Source organism: Pedobacter nototheniae, from assembly GCF_032678625.1.
Classification (GTDB): Bacteria; Bacteroidota; Bacteroidia; order Sphingobacteriales; family Sphingobacteriaceae; genus Pedobacter; species Pedobacter nototheniae_A.
Window position 1 is genome coordinate 275,274 of sequence record NZ_JAVTSO010000005.1, and the last position, 16,239, is coordinate 291,512.

Here is a 16,239-nt window from a genome sequence, read left to right on the forward strand (position 1 = left end):
AGGATACTGAGTGAGGAAACTAATAATATTGAAATTTATAGGGAATTATGGGTTATTACAAAAAAAATAAGGCGATGTAATCGCCTTATTTTTACTATTAATTAATTTTTGGTGGAGGATTTTGTCCTGTATCTCCTCCAGTACCCGTGCCCGGACCTGGGCCAGGTGTTGAGCCATCATCAGGTACACCTGGATCGTCAGGGTTAGTATTTGCAGCACTCACTGTTGTTGTGCCGTTGCAATTTCCAGAATGATTGGTATTGGAAGGATTAATTAATCCTAAAAGAATCGCTATAAAATAAGGTATAAACATTGTTCAAAAATTTAAAAGTGAATTACATGGTAGGCCACCGCGAATCGTGCGCGGCGTTGCTACGGGTTGTAAATCAGAAGGCCTTCTGAAATTTTTGGGAAGTGTGAGTGTCTGTCGCGGGAGCTTATAACTGCTTCCCAAACCGGCTATAAACCACCGCGATTTTCACTCTTATTATTAATCAGCTTTTGTTTAGGTATCGGTCATAAGTCGTTACCCTTGCTGATTGTGTTGAACAAATGTATGGGGCTTCAAGTGATTAGATATCAAACGATTCCGTAGATTCGTATGATTCCGAAGTAATTCCGGAAAACCGTAAAAATTCCGCAAATTCCGGTCTATTTTTACACTTTAATCCCTTAAAAATGGCAGATACCTATACCAAGCAAGTATTTGATTACTATCAAAAAAGAAAGGAAGAAGATTCACTTTCGATTCATTTAGCAGAACCAACTCCTGGAAATTTACGTGATGAGTGTCTCATCGTTTACGAAGAAAAGGGGATGATCAAAGACACTCCTGCATTAAGATCTTTTTTTGGTACGGTAGATCAAGCAGAAGATTATATACAGAAAATTAGAAAATTTGATATTGATAAATTCAGACCTTTAGTAAATTTTTTGGTTGGGGCAACTGGGAATACTAAAGACAAAAATCTAAAACTCATAGCGTGGTTGATCGATTTTGAATCAAGAGATCGGATGCCTGTAGATAAGCCCGAAAAATTAAAATTAACGAATGAGGACGCCCCATTAAAACCTCCTTTAGTTATGCCCACTCACTCAACTGGAAGCGACGCGGACAATAAGGGTGGACAGAGCATCATAGAAGAAGAAATACCAAGGGGTGAGACGATAGATGCGGATGACGTTGGAAGTGAAACTTCGGGTGGAGGAGGTGTTTCAAATAGTGAAAATGGTGGACAAGAAAGTGCACTTAACACTTTAATTCCAGGGGGGATAAATGAGCAGGTGGGAAATATTCCGGTATCCATTCCGAAATTTATAATAGCCTGCGGTTTTGTGGTAATATCATTTGTAGGAATATGTATAATTCAGTTTTGGGGAGACCAAACGAAACGTTCTATTAACCCGATTCTCGCCAGTCAAAAATGTATGTATTGGGCTGGCAATCATTACGAACAGATGGAATGCGATCAGAAAGGGATTGTTGTTTCTAAAATTCCTTTAAATAAACAGGTGTTTGATAATTTTGAAAAGATTATGATACCCGATACCTTAACGAGTAATTCTTTAGGTAAAGTTTGGTATTCAAAACAAAATAATAAGGTAGATTTTTATACAGATAGTGCTGCACATCCTACAGATGATAACAGAAGGTTATTGCCTTTGACCCAGTATATGCTGGATAAATACGTTTCTTACAAAAGGTATATGTTAAACATTATTTATTGGTCGGCAGGGCTTACTGTTTTTATTCTTCTTTTTGGAGGTGGGGCAATTTATACAGGTATTACCATTAGAAAACGGAAACAGAATAGAGCCAAAGCAATAAACTAAGATTTATAAATATCTTCCAAAGCCTCTTTTAACTGCGTAAACTTAAATTTGAAGCCAGCATCCAATATTTTCTGAGCAGAAGTATTGTTGCTCATCAATACCGCTTCAGTTCTATCGCCCAGAATTAAACTTAAAACAGTTTTAGGAACTTTTATTGGCCAGAATGGGCGGTGTAATACTATGGCAATGGTTTTAGTAAGGCCGGTATTGGTTACCGGGTTGGGTGCACAAGCATTATAGCTTCCTTCTATTTTAAGATTTTCTATGGCATCCATATACATTCCAACCATATCGTCTAAATGCAACCATGGTGTCCATTGTTTGCCGGTACCTAAGGCCGCGCCAGCAAATAAACGAACGGGTAAATCGAGCTGCGGTAAAGCACCACCCGCTTTGGTAATTACAATTCCGGTGCGGAGTTTAACAATCCTCAAGCTTAATCTTTTTCCTTCATCTACGGCATCTTCCCAAAGCTTACAGCATTCGGCTAAAAAACCATAGCCATTTGGGCTGTCTTCCGTTAATATTTCATCACCGCAATCGCCATAATAACCAACTGCAGAAGCAGAGATAAAAGATTTTATCTGATGATCGGGATTTGCCCTAATGGTTTTGAAAAGCAGTTCAGTAGATTTTACACGGCTATCTATAATCTGTTTTTTGCGTTCATCGGTCCATTTCTGATCTGCAACAGCTTCGCCAGCCAAATGCACAACAGCATCAACACCTGCTATGCACGTTGGGTCTATTTCCTGTTTATAAACATCCCATAAAAAAACATTAGGATCGTTATTCTCTTTCCTTCTGGATAAAGTGTTAACGGTATAATCTAAACTTAAAAGGTGCTTTTTAAGTGCCGTACCCACCAAACCTGTCGCGCCAGTAATCAGAATCTTTTTAGCCATAATTTTAAAACACTAAAGATACTAAAAGGTTTACAGGAGCGGGCATAAAGGTCTTTTTGGCCTCATGCCCGTGCTACGCATTATTTTTAAAGTCCTGCAATTAATTTATTCTTTGGTGCTTTAACCGAATAGCTTAATTTTATGATTTTGGTTTCGTTTGGAGCCAGTTTAAGTACCCAGGAAAGCATCCCGGTTTCTTTATTTACTTCGGCACCATTGCTTTCTAATAATTCAGTTTCAATGTCACTTTCTGTTGATAGCGGATACTGATCTTTAAGTGAAAGTTCTATGCTTTCTTTCTTGGTATTGCGAATGGTAATGGTGTAGGTAAACGTTTGTTTCTTATTGCTGCCAATAAATTTGGTGCTGCTAAAATCTGCAAGTTTTTCTTTCTTGATAATGATCTTTTTATCCTTACCCAAACTTAAACTTAGCGTATCTCTGATGCTCTCCGGGTCAATATAAGATTTGCCTGTATACGTGTTTTCGAAAATGATATTCGCGTTGCCAGCCTGCAGATTGAGTTTCTCCCAATTGGTTACATCAGCAAGCAAATAGGCATCGCTACTTAATTTTGGCGCTGCATAGTATTTATATTTTGCAGGCACTTCATATTCTTTAAAAGCTATTGTATGCGGTTTGTTGTCGCTGTTAACGTCGTAAGGAATATCAATATCAAAGGTTACACCCAGTTGGCTTTCGTTTACGGTTGTATAATTATTGACTGTAGAAGGGGCGGGAGCAGGCTGGGCAACTTTTTGAAAGCTCGATGAGCCTCGTACAACAACCACTTCCTGCAACATTTTTTCATCAGCATACATTCCTGCCACTCTTCCTTTTAAAGATTGCTGCATTTGAGAATAAGCAGAAACAAACCATGGATTTAAATTTGGGGCAGTAATGTTGTAGCTTGGGTTTCCGGTAGATAAAGAAAGTTTTACCTTTTTCCAGTCTAAACCCGTGTTTTGTGTAATTGCAGCTTTATACACCACCGCTAAAGGATTAGAAATATTTAAAGCCTTTATGTCGTAGCTTGCTTTCCAGTTTGCATTGGGTGTTACATAAGAAATGTTGTAACTGGCATCCGTATTTTCTTTGGCCATTACCTGCAAAACCAATTGACCCAGTTGCTGGTTCGGATTATTTCTAAGTTCTGCAATTTGCTGCTGAAAAGCCTGTATCTTTTGATTTTGCTTGTCCTCAACCAAGGTTAGTGCTGCAATTGTATTTCTAACTTCAGCATTTTTACTGCGGTAGTATTCGGCAAGTTTCATCAGTTCGGCAACGTTGGTACCTGTATTTGTTCCGCCTGATTTTCTGTTTTCATCTAACAATACCAATGTTTGCTCTTCAATGGTTTTGCTGTTTTTGGTTTTAACCAATTCAGCCGAAACAATTTTTATACTGTCCGTTAATTTTTTTAGTGTTGGGTTTTCTGCATCCGTAGTTAAAAAATCACGGTTAAACTGTACGGATAAGATGGTAACACCGGAAGAAACCCCAACCTGCACCGAGTTTTCGTTTACGCTGCCCGACAAGTTGTTAATTACAATTTCTGATGTGCCTGAAGGAAGATTGATCCTTCCTTTATGTGTAAGCTGCGCACCATTATTATAAATGGTTACACTTTCCAATATGGCTTTTGATTTTACCTGTTGTTGTGCAAACAAACTCAAGGGGAATAGCAAAGTAAATAGTAGCTTTTTCATTTATTTTTATTATTATGGTGTTGTGAAAATCAATATTTTAAAAAGAGGATGAATAAGACGGCGATTTTCCATAACTAAAGTGCTTTTTGTTGGCTATTTGTAAAGAATGGCACTCATTTTTGTTCCCGAGAGAAAAATAAGATAGATTTGTAATTGCGTTCTTAATACCCTTTTTCCTTAAAAGATGTCCAAAAAAATTCTAATTTGGTTTAGAAACGATCTTCGTCTGCACGATAATGAAATGCTGGTTGAAGCGATTGCTAAATCCGATACAATTTTGCCAGTTTATATTCTTGATAAGCGCCTTTTTGGTGAAACAAAATACGGTACCTTAAAAACTGGAAACATCAGGGCTAAATTTATCTTAGAAAGTGTAGAAGCCTTAAGAAATTCTTTAAAACAAATTGGTGGTAATTTATTAATTGCAGAAGGGCAGCCTGAAGATATTATTCCGCAGCTGGTTCAGGAGTATGAAATTACCGAAGTGTATCACCATCGCGAAGTAGCAGAAGAAGAAACCCATATTTCTGCATTAGTAGAAAACGGACTTTGGAAACTACGCATTAACTTAAAACATTTTATAGGGCACACCTTATATAATAAAGAAGATTTACCTTTTCCAATTAAAGATATTCCTGATGCATTTAATCAGTTCAAGAAAAAAATTGAACGTGATGCCATTATTAAGCCCTGCTTTGCTGCCCCTGACAGGATTAATGTAGCCGAAGTTATAGATTGGGGCGCAATGCCTGTTCTTGCTGATCTTGCCCTTGAACCGCAAGCTATAGATCACCGTGCAGAGTTTGAATTTATTGGCGGTGAGCAAGCGGGTATAAACCATTTGCAAAAAATTATTGTTGCCATGCAACAGGCAGCCAGCACAAAAAATTTAATTTTAGCCTCAAAATTATCGGCCTGGTTGGCTATGGGTAATTTATCTCCACGTAAAGTTTATTGGGAAATTAAAAAAATGGAGAGCACTCCAAATACCAAGGCCATGTTCAATCATATTTTATTAGGCCTGCTGTGGAGAGATTACTTTCGCTTTATGTTTAAAAAGTATGGAAATACATTTTTTAATCCGGATGGATTTGGTAGCCAGGGAATTGTTGATGCAGCCAATGAAGAAGAAAATTTCAATAAGTGGAAGAACGGCCAAACCGGATTTGCAGTTGTTGATGCCGTTATGACCGAGTTAAACAAAACCGGATATATTACCAATATTGCGCGCCAAACTACGGCACTATACCTGATTAATAACCTGGAAGTAAGCTGGGTTTTGGGTGCTGCTTATTTTGAAGAAAAACTGATTGATTATAATCCGGCAAGTAACTGGGGCAACTGGGCAAATATTGCTGGTGTTGGCAACGATCAGAAAACAAAAAGTGTTTTCGATCTGGATAAGAACATTAAAAGCCTTGATCCAAAAGGAAACTATGCTTTAACCTGGGCATCATAATTGTAATGACTAAATAAGTCGATTTTGATGGGGTTAAAGTGCCGTGTTTTTTGTGCATTTGTGGTGGTTATTTATGTCATTCTGAAATTGAATCATTCTAAATTAAATCATTCTATTTTTAATCGAGATTTTTGCCATTTATATAAGGTAAAATTCTAATTTTGTAATGCTTATAGTAAACAGTTAATAATGGATAAATTATCTTATCTTAATGGCGCAAACGCCGATTATATAGAGTCTTTATATCAGTCATATCAACAAGATCCGGAATCGGTTGAGTTTGGCTGGCAAAAATTTTTTGAAGGTTTTGATTTCGGGCGCGGGTCTGAAGCTCCTTCAGCAACCGTAGAAACACCAGAACAATTTCTTAAAGAAGTTAATGTGTTAAATCTGATTGATGGCTATCGCAGTCGCGGTCACTTATTTACGCATACAAATCCGGTTCGTGAACGCCGGAAACACCTTCCAACTTTGGATCTGGCAAACTTCGGCCTGTCTGACGCTGATTTGGAAACTGTTTTCAACTCAGGTGTTGAAATTGGCATCGGAGCGGCTAAACTGAAAGATATTGTTGCCGTTTTAAAACAAACTTATGCACACTCAATTGGTGCTGAGTTTAAATTCTTACGTACACCGGAAGTGCTGAACTGGATTCAGCAAAAAATGGAAAGTGTACGCAACACGCCAAACTTTTCTATTGAGGAGAAAAAACGTATCCTTAAAAAATTAAACGAAGCGGTAAGTTTCGAGAACTTTTTAGGAACCAAATTCTTAGGTCAGAAACGTTTCTCATTAGAAGGCGCAGAAGCCTTAATCCCGGCATTAGATTCGGTAATTGAAAAAGGTGCAGATTTAGGAATCGAAGAATTTGTAATTGGTATGGCACACCGCGGTCGTTTGAACGTGTTGGCCAACATCATGCAAAAAACGTATAAAGATATCTTTGCCGAATTTGAAGGTAAAAGTTATAATGCAGATACCCCTTTTGGTGGCGATGTGAAATATCACCTGGGTTATTCAACTGATGTAACTACAGTGGCCGGTAAAAGTGTTCACTTAAGCTTATGTCCAAACCCATCTCACCTGGAAACTGTGAATGGTGTGGTTGAAGGAATGAGCCGTTCTAAAATTGATTTTAAATATGGTGGTGATAACAGCCGTTTAGCACCGATATTAATTCATGGTGATGCTTCTGTTGCAGGACAGGGTATTGTTTATGAAGTAATTCAGATGGCTGGCCTTGAAGGTTATAAAACCGGAGGAACCATTCATCTGGTGATTAACAACCAGATTGGTTTTACCACAAACTATAAAGATGCCCGTACCAGTACCTACTGTACGGATATCGCAAAAGTAACTTTATCGCCTGTTTTCCATGTAAACGGAGATGATCCGGAAGCATTGGTTTATGCGATTAATTTGGCAATGGAATATCGTCAGAAATATAAAAACGATGTTTTTATTGATATTTTATGTTACCGTCGTTTTGGACATAATGAGGCTGATGAGCCAAAATTCACTCAACCATTATTATACAAAACGATTGAGAAACACCCTAACCCCAGAGAAATTTATGTTGAGCAATTAACTAAAGAAGGTAAGTTGGAAGCTGGTTTGGCTAAAGAAATGGAAAAAGAATTCCGCGGTATTTTGCAGGAACGTTTAAATGAGGCCAAAGAATTTGTTTCTACCAATGCTGAAGTTAAGTTTGGTGGTGCATGGGCTGATTTACGTATTGCTACTCCTCAGGATTTTGAAACTTCGCCGGTTACAGCAGTTAAAAAATCTACTTTATTGGAAATTGGTAAACGTATAACCACTTTACCGTCAAATAAAAAGTTCTTCAAAAAAATCGAGAAATTATTTGACGAACGTCGTAAGATGGTAAATGATACCAATGTATTTGATTGGGCAATGGGTGAGCAACTTGCCTATGGTACCCTGTTATCAGAAGGTAAACGTGTTCGTTTAAGTGGTCAGGATGTAGAACGTGGTACTTTCTCTCACCGTCACGCAGTTTTAACCCTCGAAGATAGTGAAGAAGAATACGTGCCATTAGCAAATATTTCAGATCAGCAGGCACCATTTGATATTTACAATTCGCATTTATCAGAATATGGTGTTTTAGGATTCGAATATGGTTATGCCATGGCAAATCCAAATGCTTTAACCATTTGGGAAGCACAGTTTGGTGATTTCTTTAACGGTGCGCAAATTGTTGTCGATCAGTATATTGCAAGTGCCGAAACAAAATGGCAACGCGAAAATGGTTTGGTTATGTTGTTGCCTCATGGTTATGAAGGACAAGGACCTGAGCATTCATCGGCACGTATTGAGCGTTTTATGGAACTTTGTGCTGATTATAACATGCAGATAACAAACTGTACAACTCCGGCAAACTTCTTCCATGTTTTACGCCGTCAGTTTAAACGCGATTTCCGTAAACCATTAGTTGTGTTTACACCTAAGAGTTTATTGCGCCACCCTAAGTGCGTAAGTCCATTAACTGATTTTACAGAAGGTGGATTTAAAGAGGTAATTGATGATGTAAACGTTAAAGTTGCAGATGTAACCCGCATTGTTTTCTGTAGTGGTAAAATATATTACGAATTACTGGAGAAACAACAAGCAGATCAGTTGAAACATGTAGCGATTGTTCGTGTAGAACAATTGTATCCAACGCCGGTTGATCAGATGGAAGCTATCCAGAAGAAATATAAAAATGCTAAATCTATTTTCTGGGTTCAGGAAGAGCCGGAAAACATGGGTGCATGGCCGTATTTGTTCCGCAGGTTATATAAAACGGCTTTAAAAGGTATTGATGTAATTTCGAGAAAAGAAAGCAGCAGTACGGCAACAGGTTTTGCAAAACAACATGCCAACCAACAGGCTTATATTTTAGCAAAAGCTTTAGAGGTTGAAGTAACCGAAGAAGTAAAAGAGATTGCTAAAAAATCGGGTAAAAAACTGGTTCAGATAGACTAAAAAGTAGAAGGTTTATGCTTTAATATTTAAACCTTCAAACATTAATAAAAAAGAAAATTACAAAAATAAAAATATGAGTTTAGAGATAAAAGTTCCGCCGGTTGGCGAATCGATAACCGAAGTTGTTTTATCACGCTGGATAAAAAACGATGGCGATGCCGTAGAAATGGATGAAGTAATTGCCGAATTAGAATCGGATAAAGCTACTTTTGAATTAACCGCAGAACAAGCCGGAACTTTAAAAACCATAGCTGCCGAAGGTGATACTTTACCAATCGGTGCAGTAGTTTGTAAAATTGAAGATGGTGGCGCTGCTCCAGCTAAAAAAGAAGATGCACCTAAAGCTGAAGAAAAAGCAGCCGTTGCTGAAGATAAAACTTCTGCTCCGGTAGCTGAGCGCTCTGGCGATAGTTATGCTACAGGAACTCCATCGCCAGCTGCAGGTAAAATTCTTGCAGAGAAAGGTGTTGATGCTGCCAGTGTAAAAGGCACAGGTGTGGATGGTCGCATTACCAAAGAAGATGCAGTTAAGGCAGAAGCTGGTAAAAAAGCAGAAGCACCTAAAACTGCGGCTCCGGCAGCGGTTGCTGCACCAGCAGGAAGCCGTACTGAACGTCGTGAAAAAATGTCGCCTTTACGCAGAACGGTAGCAAAACGTTTAGTTGCTGTTAAAAATGAAACCGCAATGTTAACTACGTTTAACGAAGTTAACATGAAACCAATTATGGATTTACGCGGAAAGTATAAAGATCAGTTTAAAGAGAAATTTGGTGTTGGTTTAGGTTTTATGAGTTTCTTTACCAAAGCGGTAACTGAAGCTTTAAAAGATTTTCCTGCAGTAAACGGACGCATTGAAGGCGAAGAATTGGTTTACAATAACTTTGCTGATATCTCTATAGCAGTATCTGCACCAAAAGGTTTAGTCGTTCCGGTTATCCGCAATGCGGAAAGCATGACCCTTGCGCAAATCGAAAAATCGGTATTAGAACTGGCTTTAAAAGCTCGCGATAGTAAATTGACTCTTGAAGAAATGACTGGTGGAACTTTCACAATCACTAACGGTGGTGTATTTGGTTCAATGATGTCTACTCCAATTATCAATGCACCACAATCGGCTATTTTAGGTATGCACAACATCGTTGAGCGTCCGGTAGCTGAAAAAGGAGAAGTTGTAATTCGTCCGATGATGTACGTAGCTTTATCTTACGACCATAGAATTATCGACGGGCGTGAGTCGGTTGGTTTCTTAGTTCGCGTTAAACAATTGTTAGAAGATCCGGCGAGATTATTATTAGGCGTTTAGTCTTTAATAATCAGCTAAAAATATCAAAGCCCCGATGTAAATCGGGGCATTTTTTATGTTCAAAGATCAAGAATTTGGAAAGCAATTTTACTGCTAATCGCTTTCTGCAGCCCGCCTTTCCGCTAAATTCCCGATTGAAGAAATCGGGAGATACCGCTGCAATACGGTTTAGTTAAGAAAAGTCTGTTTCCCCAAACTTCAAGAGGGCTTCATAAGGATTTCCTGTCATGTTCAGTAGTTTTGCAAAAGCAGGTTCAGTTTTATAGCCCTGTTTTTTTAGGTCAATAACTTCCTGTCTGAATTTATCCCCTTTTTCTAAGAGTAATTTATATTCAATTAGCAGATGACGGTATGCATTTTGTTCCTGGGTTGGCCTATTTTGTCCAAAAATTTCGAGCTCAAAACCATCTATAAAGAAGTTAGCCTTAATGGCGCGAAGCTGTGCATTTTCTGAAATTGAAAAGCCTTTTTCCTTGCTGAAATAATGATTTAAGTCTTTTTTAAATTCTTCTTCGTCCTTAGCGTAGCAAATAATATCTAAATCGCTGCTTTCAATATCGATATTAATTGGAATGGTGCCAACTAAAATAGGGGCGTAGGCCGAAAGCTTTTCTAAAACCCCATGCTCCGTTAGAACATGATATGCTTCTGCCTGCTTTGCTGTCCCGGATTGAAGATATGTGATATAAAGGAAGTTGATCAATATTTAAGGTTTAATGTGTAAAGTTAATAAACCTATGGAAAGTTTATTATTCGAACATAGGAGCATAGCGAAACAGAGAAATCTTATCTGAATAGGTTTCTCAACCCGCTGGGCTTTGCCCGAAACGAAAATAAGGTGGGAAGGTGACCATAAAAAAGCCCATCTCAGTTAAGAAATGGGCCTAAATAAATTCATCAACTTTAGGATTAATCTTCTACAATCTCGCTGTTAATGCTCACATCATCCTTCACGTCTTCTTTAAAGTAGTTTTTCTGAAAGATCAGGATAAGTATTACACCAACCGAAATTGCGGCATCAGCAAGGTTAAAAACAGGCCTGAAGAACACAAACTCTTCACCTCCCCAAATGGGTAGCCAGGTTGGGAAATGACCTTGTGCAATCGGGAAGTAAATCATATCTACTACACGACCGTGAAACCAGCTTTCGTAGCCATATATTTTTCCGTAAAAAACAGAATCAATAATGTTGCCTAAAGCACCGGCAAAAATCAAAGCAACGTTTAAGATTAAACCGCGATGGTATTTTTGTTTAACCAGATAATGTAAACCATAACCAATACCGGCTACGGCTGCAATGCGAAATAAGGATAGCGCCAGTTTCCCAAACTCACCTCCAAATTCCATTCCAAAGGCCATTCCGTTATTTTCGGTAAAGTGGATGATAAACCACTTGCCGATAATATTAAATTCCTGGCCAAGGTACATATGTGTTTTAATCCAGGTTTTAAGCGCCTGATCGGCTAATAAAACCAGAAAAATCAGAATTAAAGGTTTTGTATAGCCTTTCATTAACCTTGCTTTAATTTAGCTTCCATACTTAAAGTTGCATGCGGAACTGCACGTAAACGTTCTTTTTGGATTAATTTACCGGTTTCGCGGCAAATGCCATAAGTTTTGTTTTCAATGCGTACTAAGGCAGCTTCAAGGTTATCAATAAATTTTTTCTGACGGGCAGCCAATTGATTGATTTGCTCTTTTTCCATCGTGGCAGAACCATCTTCTAATGTTTTGTAAGCTCCAGAAGTATCTTCAGTACCATTTGCATTAGGGCTGCTTAATGAAGTTGTTAACGAGTTAAGTTCTTCTTTGGCAACACGTAATTTATCTTGGATTAATTCTTTAAATTCCTGTAGTTCACTGTCTGAGTAGCGTGTTTTATTACTGTTTTCCATGTTGTTTCTCTAATTTACTAATTAATGGATTTCTTTATATTTTATTTACTGAAATGCTTAACTCAACATCATCGATAACGATTTTGTTTGCATCATTTACAGCATCTGTTAATTCAAATTCGTCTGCTAAGATTTCCGCGCAAATGTAGTCTTTGTTTTTAGCAACTGCATCTGCCACTAAGTTATCATTTTGTAACCTAACTTTAATCCTATCGGTCACTTCAAAGTTTAATTCTTTACGCAAATTCTGAATACGGTTAACCAGTTCTCTCGAAGTGCCTTCCTGTTTCAGTGCTTCCGATATGGTAACATCCAGTGCAACAGTAAGATTGCCAATGTTTGTTACCTGCCATCCCGGAATGTCTTCTGCAAATACTTCTACATCATCATTTAAATCGATAACATAAGTTGCACCATTACTTCCTGTAACGTTTAAAAAACCTTCAGTCTCTAAACGCTGAATATCGTCCTGGCTGGCGTTTTCCAAAGCTTCTTTTACGATGCTCATATCCTTGCCAACTTTTTTGCCTAAAGATTTAAAGTTAGGTTTTAATTTTTTCTTAACAATCCCATGCGTATCGGTTATAAACTCAATATGCTTAACATTTGTTTCAGATAAAATGTAATCGGCAACTTTTGATATTTTTTGCTCAAAATCTCCATTTAAAGAAGGAATTAAAATCTTTTCTAATGGCTGGCGAACATTGATACCTGATTTTTTACGCAGGGATAAAACCATCGAAGAAATATCCTGTGCATAAAGCATTCGTTCATTCAAAGCCTGATCGATTAAACTTTCATCTGCATTGTTCCACAAAGTTAAATGTACAGATTGTTCGGCATGTTTATCTGTTACGGTTAAGTTTCTGTACAACCAGTCGGCAAAGAATGGCGCTACAGGGCTCATTAACTGTGTAAGCGTTTCTAAGCAAGTATAAAGCGTTTCATAAGCAGCACGTTTGTCGTCTGTCATTTCGCCCTTCCAAAAACGGCGGCGGCTTAAACGAATGTACCAGTTGCTTAAATGTTCGTCAACAAAAGCTTGGATTGATCTTGTTGCCTTAGTTGGTTCATAAGCATTATAAGCCTCATCTACTTCGTTAATAAGGTTTTGCAATAACGATAAAATCCAGCGGTCTAATTCTGTCCGGTCTTCAACTTTGCTTAAATTATTTTTATCGATTTCAAATTTATCGATGTTGGCATACAGTGCAAAGAAATTATACGTGTTGTACAATGTTCCGAAAAACTTGCGGCGTACCTCGGCAATGCCTTCAATATCAAATTTTAAATTGTCCCATGGATTTGCATTAGAAATCATGTACCAACGGGTTGCATCAGCTCCATACTCATTAATGGTTTGGAACGGATCTGCAGCGTTGCCCAGGCGTTTGGACATTTTTTGCCCATTTTTGTCCAGTACCAATCCGTTTGATACCACATTTTTATAGGCAACCTTATCAAAAACAAGTGAAGAGATGGCATGTAAGGTATAAAACCATCCACGTGTCTGATCAACGCCCTCAGCAATAAAATCTGCAGGGAAATCTTCATTTCCGTCAATCTTTTCCTTGTTTTCAAATGGATAGTGCCATTGTGCATAAGGCATAGCGCCAGAGTCAAACCATACATCGATCAAATCGCTTTCACGGCTCATTGGTTTGCCCGATGGCGAAACTAAAATTAGACCATCTACCACATTCTTATGCAGGTCAATCAGGTTATAGTTCTCTTCGGTCATGTTTCCGATTTCAAATCCTTTAAACGGATTTTCTTTCTGAAAGCCAGCTGCTATAGATTTCTCAATAGCGTGGTAAAGTTCTTCAACCGAGCCAATCAGCACTTCCTCTTTCTTGTCTTCAGTTCTCCAGATTGGCAAAGGAATACCCCAATACCTTGAGCGGGATAAATTCCAGTCGTTGGCATTTTTTAGCCAGTTTCCAAAACGACCTTCACCTGTTGATTTTGGCTTCCAGTTAATGGTTTCATTCAAGTCAAACATCCTGTCTTTGATGTCGGTAACTTTAATAAACCACGAATCTAATGGATAATACAAAAGTGGCTCATCAGTTCTCCAGCTGTGTGGATAACTGTGCACATATTTCTCTACTTTAAAAGCTTTGTTTTCTTCTTTTAACAGAATTGCAATCTCTACATCTACTGATTTCTCAGGGGCTTCGCCCGCATTGTAGTATTCGTTTTTAACGTATTTTCCGGCAAAAGGACCAACATGTTTTGTAAATCTGCCCTGTAAATCTACTAACGGAACAGGGGTATCATTTTCATCCAGTACCAGCATTGGAGGCACTTCAGGAATGGCCTCTTTGGCAACTTTAGCATCATCGGCACCAAAGGTAGGGGCAGTATGTACAATACCGGTACCATCTTCTGTAGTAACAAAATCTCCTGAAATTACACGGAAAGCATGTTCAGCATTCTGGTAAGGTAATGCATAGGTTAAAAGTTGTTCATATTTAATTCCGACCAGTTCAGTTCCCTTACATTCAGCTAAAATCTGGTAAGGTATTTTTTTATCCCCAGCCTTAAAACTGATGAAATCATCTGCTTCATTGCTTTCGAAGAAGATTTTACTGAACTGTTTTCCAACCAGGTTTTTTGCTAAAATTACATGGGTTGGAAGGTAGGTATACTGGTTAAAAGTTTTAACTAAAACATAGTCGATTTTTGGGCCAACCGTTAAAGCTGTGTTTGAGGGTAAAGTCCATGGTGTTGTGGTCCATGCCATCAAGTAAATGTCGCCAAATGATTGTAAAAAAGATGGCAAACTTGCAGCTATCGCTTTAAACTGAGCTACAATGGTGGTATCTGTAACATCACGGTAAGCACCCGGCTGATTAACCTCATGAGAACTTAAACCCGTTCCTGCTTTTGGCGAATAAGGCTGGATGGTATAGCCCTTGTATAATAATCCTTTATCGTAAATCTGTTTTAAAAGCCACCATACCGATTCCATGTATTTAGACTTATAGGTAATGTACGGATCGTCCATATCTACCCAATAACCCATTTTTTCGGTCAGGTCGTTCCACACATCAGTGTAGCGCATTACTGTTTTTTTACAAGCTTCGTTATAGGCTTCAATAGAAATGGTTTTACCAATATCTTCTTTGGTAATGCCCAGTTCTTTTTCTGTTCCAAGTTCAACGGGTAATCCGTGTGTATCCCATCCGGCTTTTCGTTTTACCTGAAAGCCTTTAATGGTTTTGTAACGGCAAAAAATATCCTTAATTGCACGAGCCATTACGTGGTGAATGCCCGGCATACCATTGGCAGACGGCGGACCCTCGTAAAAAGTAAACGGATTTGACTTCGGACGTGAAGAAATACTCTTTTCGAATATGTTTTCTTCTTTCCAAAAATCTAATATTTCCTGCCCTATTTTGGCAAGGTCTAATTGTTTAAATTCCCTATACATCAATCAAGTAACTTCAAAAAAAATAAGGATGCAAAGTTAAAGTTTTTGACCGAATTTTGGTAGTTTTAACGGTAAATACTTTTGCCAATGAAATTATTCAATATCGGAATTACGCTAATGGTTGTTGCTGTTGTGGCCTTACCCATTGTAGCAGTGGTTAATTCTGCTAACCGTGATTTTGTATTGTATGGATTTTATTTTTGTGGTTTTCTTGAACTAATTGGGTTATTGTTTGTTTTAATTCATATCATTACCCTTAAAAAGAAAAGCCCATGATCAAGCTCTTAAAATTACAGAAAGCTGTATTTGTAATCATAACAGGTATACTTTCGTTCATTGCATATAAAATTTTGGATGCAAATGAAGTGAGCGGCAGCATCTATTTCGAAATGTTATCGGGTGTATTACTTATTGTGGGTGCACTCTGGTTTTTATATCCAATTTTATTTTCCAAAAAAGATGAGGATGGAAATGCTGAAATTTTAACCGATCCCACGGTTGAAGTTGAAGAAGATGAAGAAGAAAAACCTGCCGTAGAATAAAAGCCATTTTTTAAAGAACAATAATTTTCCAATCGATTTTAATTTGGAAAGTAAGCTGCGGCACTTTTTAACTTAAAGTGCTGATCTATACTTTAAACCCGGTTAAAAAAAAACCAGGAGATTTCGCTTTATTGGTTTTAATGGTGGTGTAAAAAAAATAAATAAACCGTGC

Annotated in this window: 13 protein-coding genes; 6 read left to right on the top strand and 7 right to left on the bottom strand. The window is 38.0% G+C overall.

Going from position 1 to position 16,239, the window contains the following annotated elements; all coding sequences use genetic code 11:
• Window positions 1-97 precede the first annotated feature (97 nt).
• Entirely contained in the window at window positions 98-313 is a 216-nt protein-coding gene (locus tag R2Q77_RS15985) for a hypothetical protein (protein ID WP_316804730.1), read from the bottom strand.
• A gap of 365 nt (window positions 314-678) precedes the next feature.
• On the opposite strand from R2Q77_RS15985, the gene R2Q77_RS15990 reads away from it, so the two are divergent.
• The gene (locus R2Q77_RS15990; protein WP_316804731.1) at window positions 679-1,833 is read left to right on the top strand and encodes a hypothetical protein; all 1,155 of its coding nucleotides are present in this window, start codon (window positions 679-681) and stop codon (window positions 1,831-1,833) included.
• Here the strand turns inward: R2Q77_RS15990 and R2Q77_RS15995 are convergent.
• The gene (locus tag R2Q77_RS15995; RefSeq protein WP_316804732.1) at window positions 1,830-2,738 is read right to left on the bottom strand and encodes a TIGR01777 family oxidoreductase; all 909 of its coding nucleotides are present in this window, start codon (window positions 2,736-2,738) and stop codon (window positions 1,830-1,832) included. The two genes, R2Q77_RS15990 and R2Q77_RS15995, sit on opposite strands and share 4 nt — an antisense overlap.
• 86 nt (window positions 2,739-2,824) lie before the next feature.
• A complete protein-coding gene (locus tag R2Q77_RS16000) occupies window positions 2,825-4,447 on the bottom strand; it encodes a DUF4139 domain-containing protein (RefSeq protein ID WP_316804733.1) in 1,623 nt (540 codons plus the stop codon).
• Window positions 4,448-4,631: 184 nt separating this feature from the next.
• Here R2Q77_RS16000 and R2Q77_RS16005 point away from each other — a divergent pair, with 184 nt between their 5' ends.
• The 3 genes from R2Q77_RS16005 to odhB all read left to right on the top strand — a co-directional run bounded on the left by R2Q77_RS16005 (window position 4,632) and on the right by odhB (window position 10,194).
• The gene (locus R2Q77_RS16005; protein ID WP_316804734.1) at window positions 4,632-5,906 is read left to right on the top strand and encodes a DASH family cryptochrome; all 1,275 of its coding nucleotides are present in this window, start codon (window positions 4,632-4,634) and stop codon (window positions 5,904-5,906) included.
• 189 nt (window positions 5,907-6,095) lie between these two features.
• Window positions 6,096-8,891: a 2-oxoglutarate dehydrogenase E1 component gene (locus tag R2Q77_RS16010; RefSeq protein ID WP_316804735.1), complete on the top strand. Its 2,796-nt coding sequence runs from the start codon at window positions 6,096-6,098 to the stop codon at window positions 8,889-8,891.
• Window positions 8,892-8,964: 73 nt separating this feature from the next.
• Window positions 8,965-10,194, top strand: coding sequence for a 2-oxoglutarate dehydrogenase complex dihydrolipoyllysine-residue succinyltransferase (gene odhB / locus R2Q77_RS16015; RefSeq protein ID WP_316804736.1), 1,230 nt, complete (start codon window positions 8,965-8,967; stop codon window positions 10,192-10,194).
• A gap of 172 nt (window positions 10,195-10,366) precedes the next feature.
• On the opposite strand, the gene R2Q77_RS16020 is transcribed toward odhB, so the two are convergent.
• The 4 genes from R2Q77_RS16020 to ileS form a co-directional block, all read right to left on the bottom strand.
• A complete protein-coding gene (locus R2Q77_RS16020) occupies window positions 10,367-10,897 on the bottom strand; it encodes a DUF4269 domain-containing protein (protein ID WP_316804737.1) in 531 nt (176 codons plus the stop codon).
• A 206-nt stretch (window positions 10,898-11,103) separates the two neighbouring features.
• Window positions 11,104-11,706, bottom strand: a complete 603-nt coding sequence (locus R2Q77_RS16025) for a lipoprotein signal peptidase (RefSeq protein WP_316804738.1) — start codon at window positions 11,704-11,706, stop codon at window positions 11,104-11,106.
• The gene (locus R2Q77_RS16030) at window positions 11,706-12,089 is read right to left on the bottom strand and encodes a TraR/DksA family transcriptional regulator (protein WP_316804739.1); all 384 of its coding nucleotides are present in this window, start codon (window positions 12,087-12,089) and stop codon (window positions 11,706-11,708) included. Before R2Q77_RS16030 ends, R2Q77_RS16025 begins: the two co-directional genes overlap by 1 nt.
• A gap of 34 nt (window positions 12,090-12,123) precedes the next feature.
• Window positions 12,124-15,525, bottom strand: a complete 3,402-nt coding sequence (ileS, locus tag R2Q77_RS16035; protein ID WP_316804740.1) for an isoleucine--tRNA ligase — start codon at window positions 15,523-15,525, stop codon at window positions 12,124-12,126.
• An 87-nt stretch (window positions 15,526-15,612) separates the two neighbouring features.
• Between ileS and R2Q77_RS16040 the strand changes: the two genes are divergently transcribed.
• Window positions 15,613-15,801 carry a hypothetical protein gene (locus tag R2Q77_RS16040; protein WP_316804741.1) on the top strand — a complete coding sequence of 63 codons (189 nt, stop codon included), beginning with the start codon at window positions 15,613-15,615 and terminating at the stop codon, window positions 15,799-15,801.
• On the top strand, window positions 15,798-16,067 hold the full coding sequence (locus tag R2Q77_RS16045; protein ID WP_316804742.1) for an isoleucyl-tRNA synthetase: 270 nt from the start codon (window positions 15,798-15,800) through the stop codon (window positions 16,065-16,067). The genes R2Q77_RS16040 and R2Q77_RS16045 overlap by 4 nt, the downstream gene beginning before the upstream one ends.
• The last annotated feature ends 172 nt before the right edge of the window (window positions 16,068-16,239 follow it).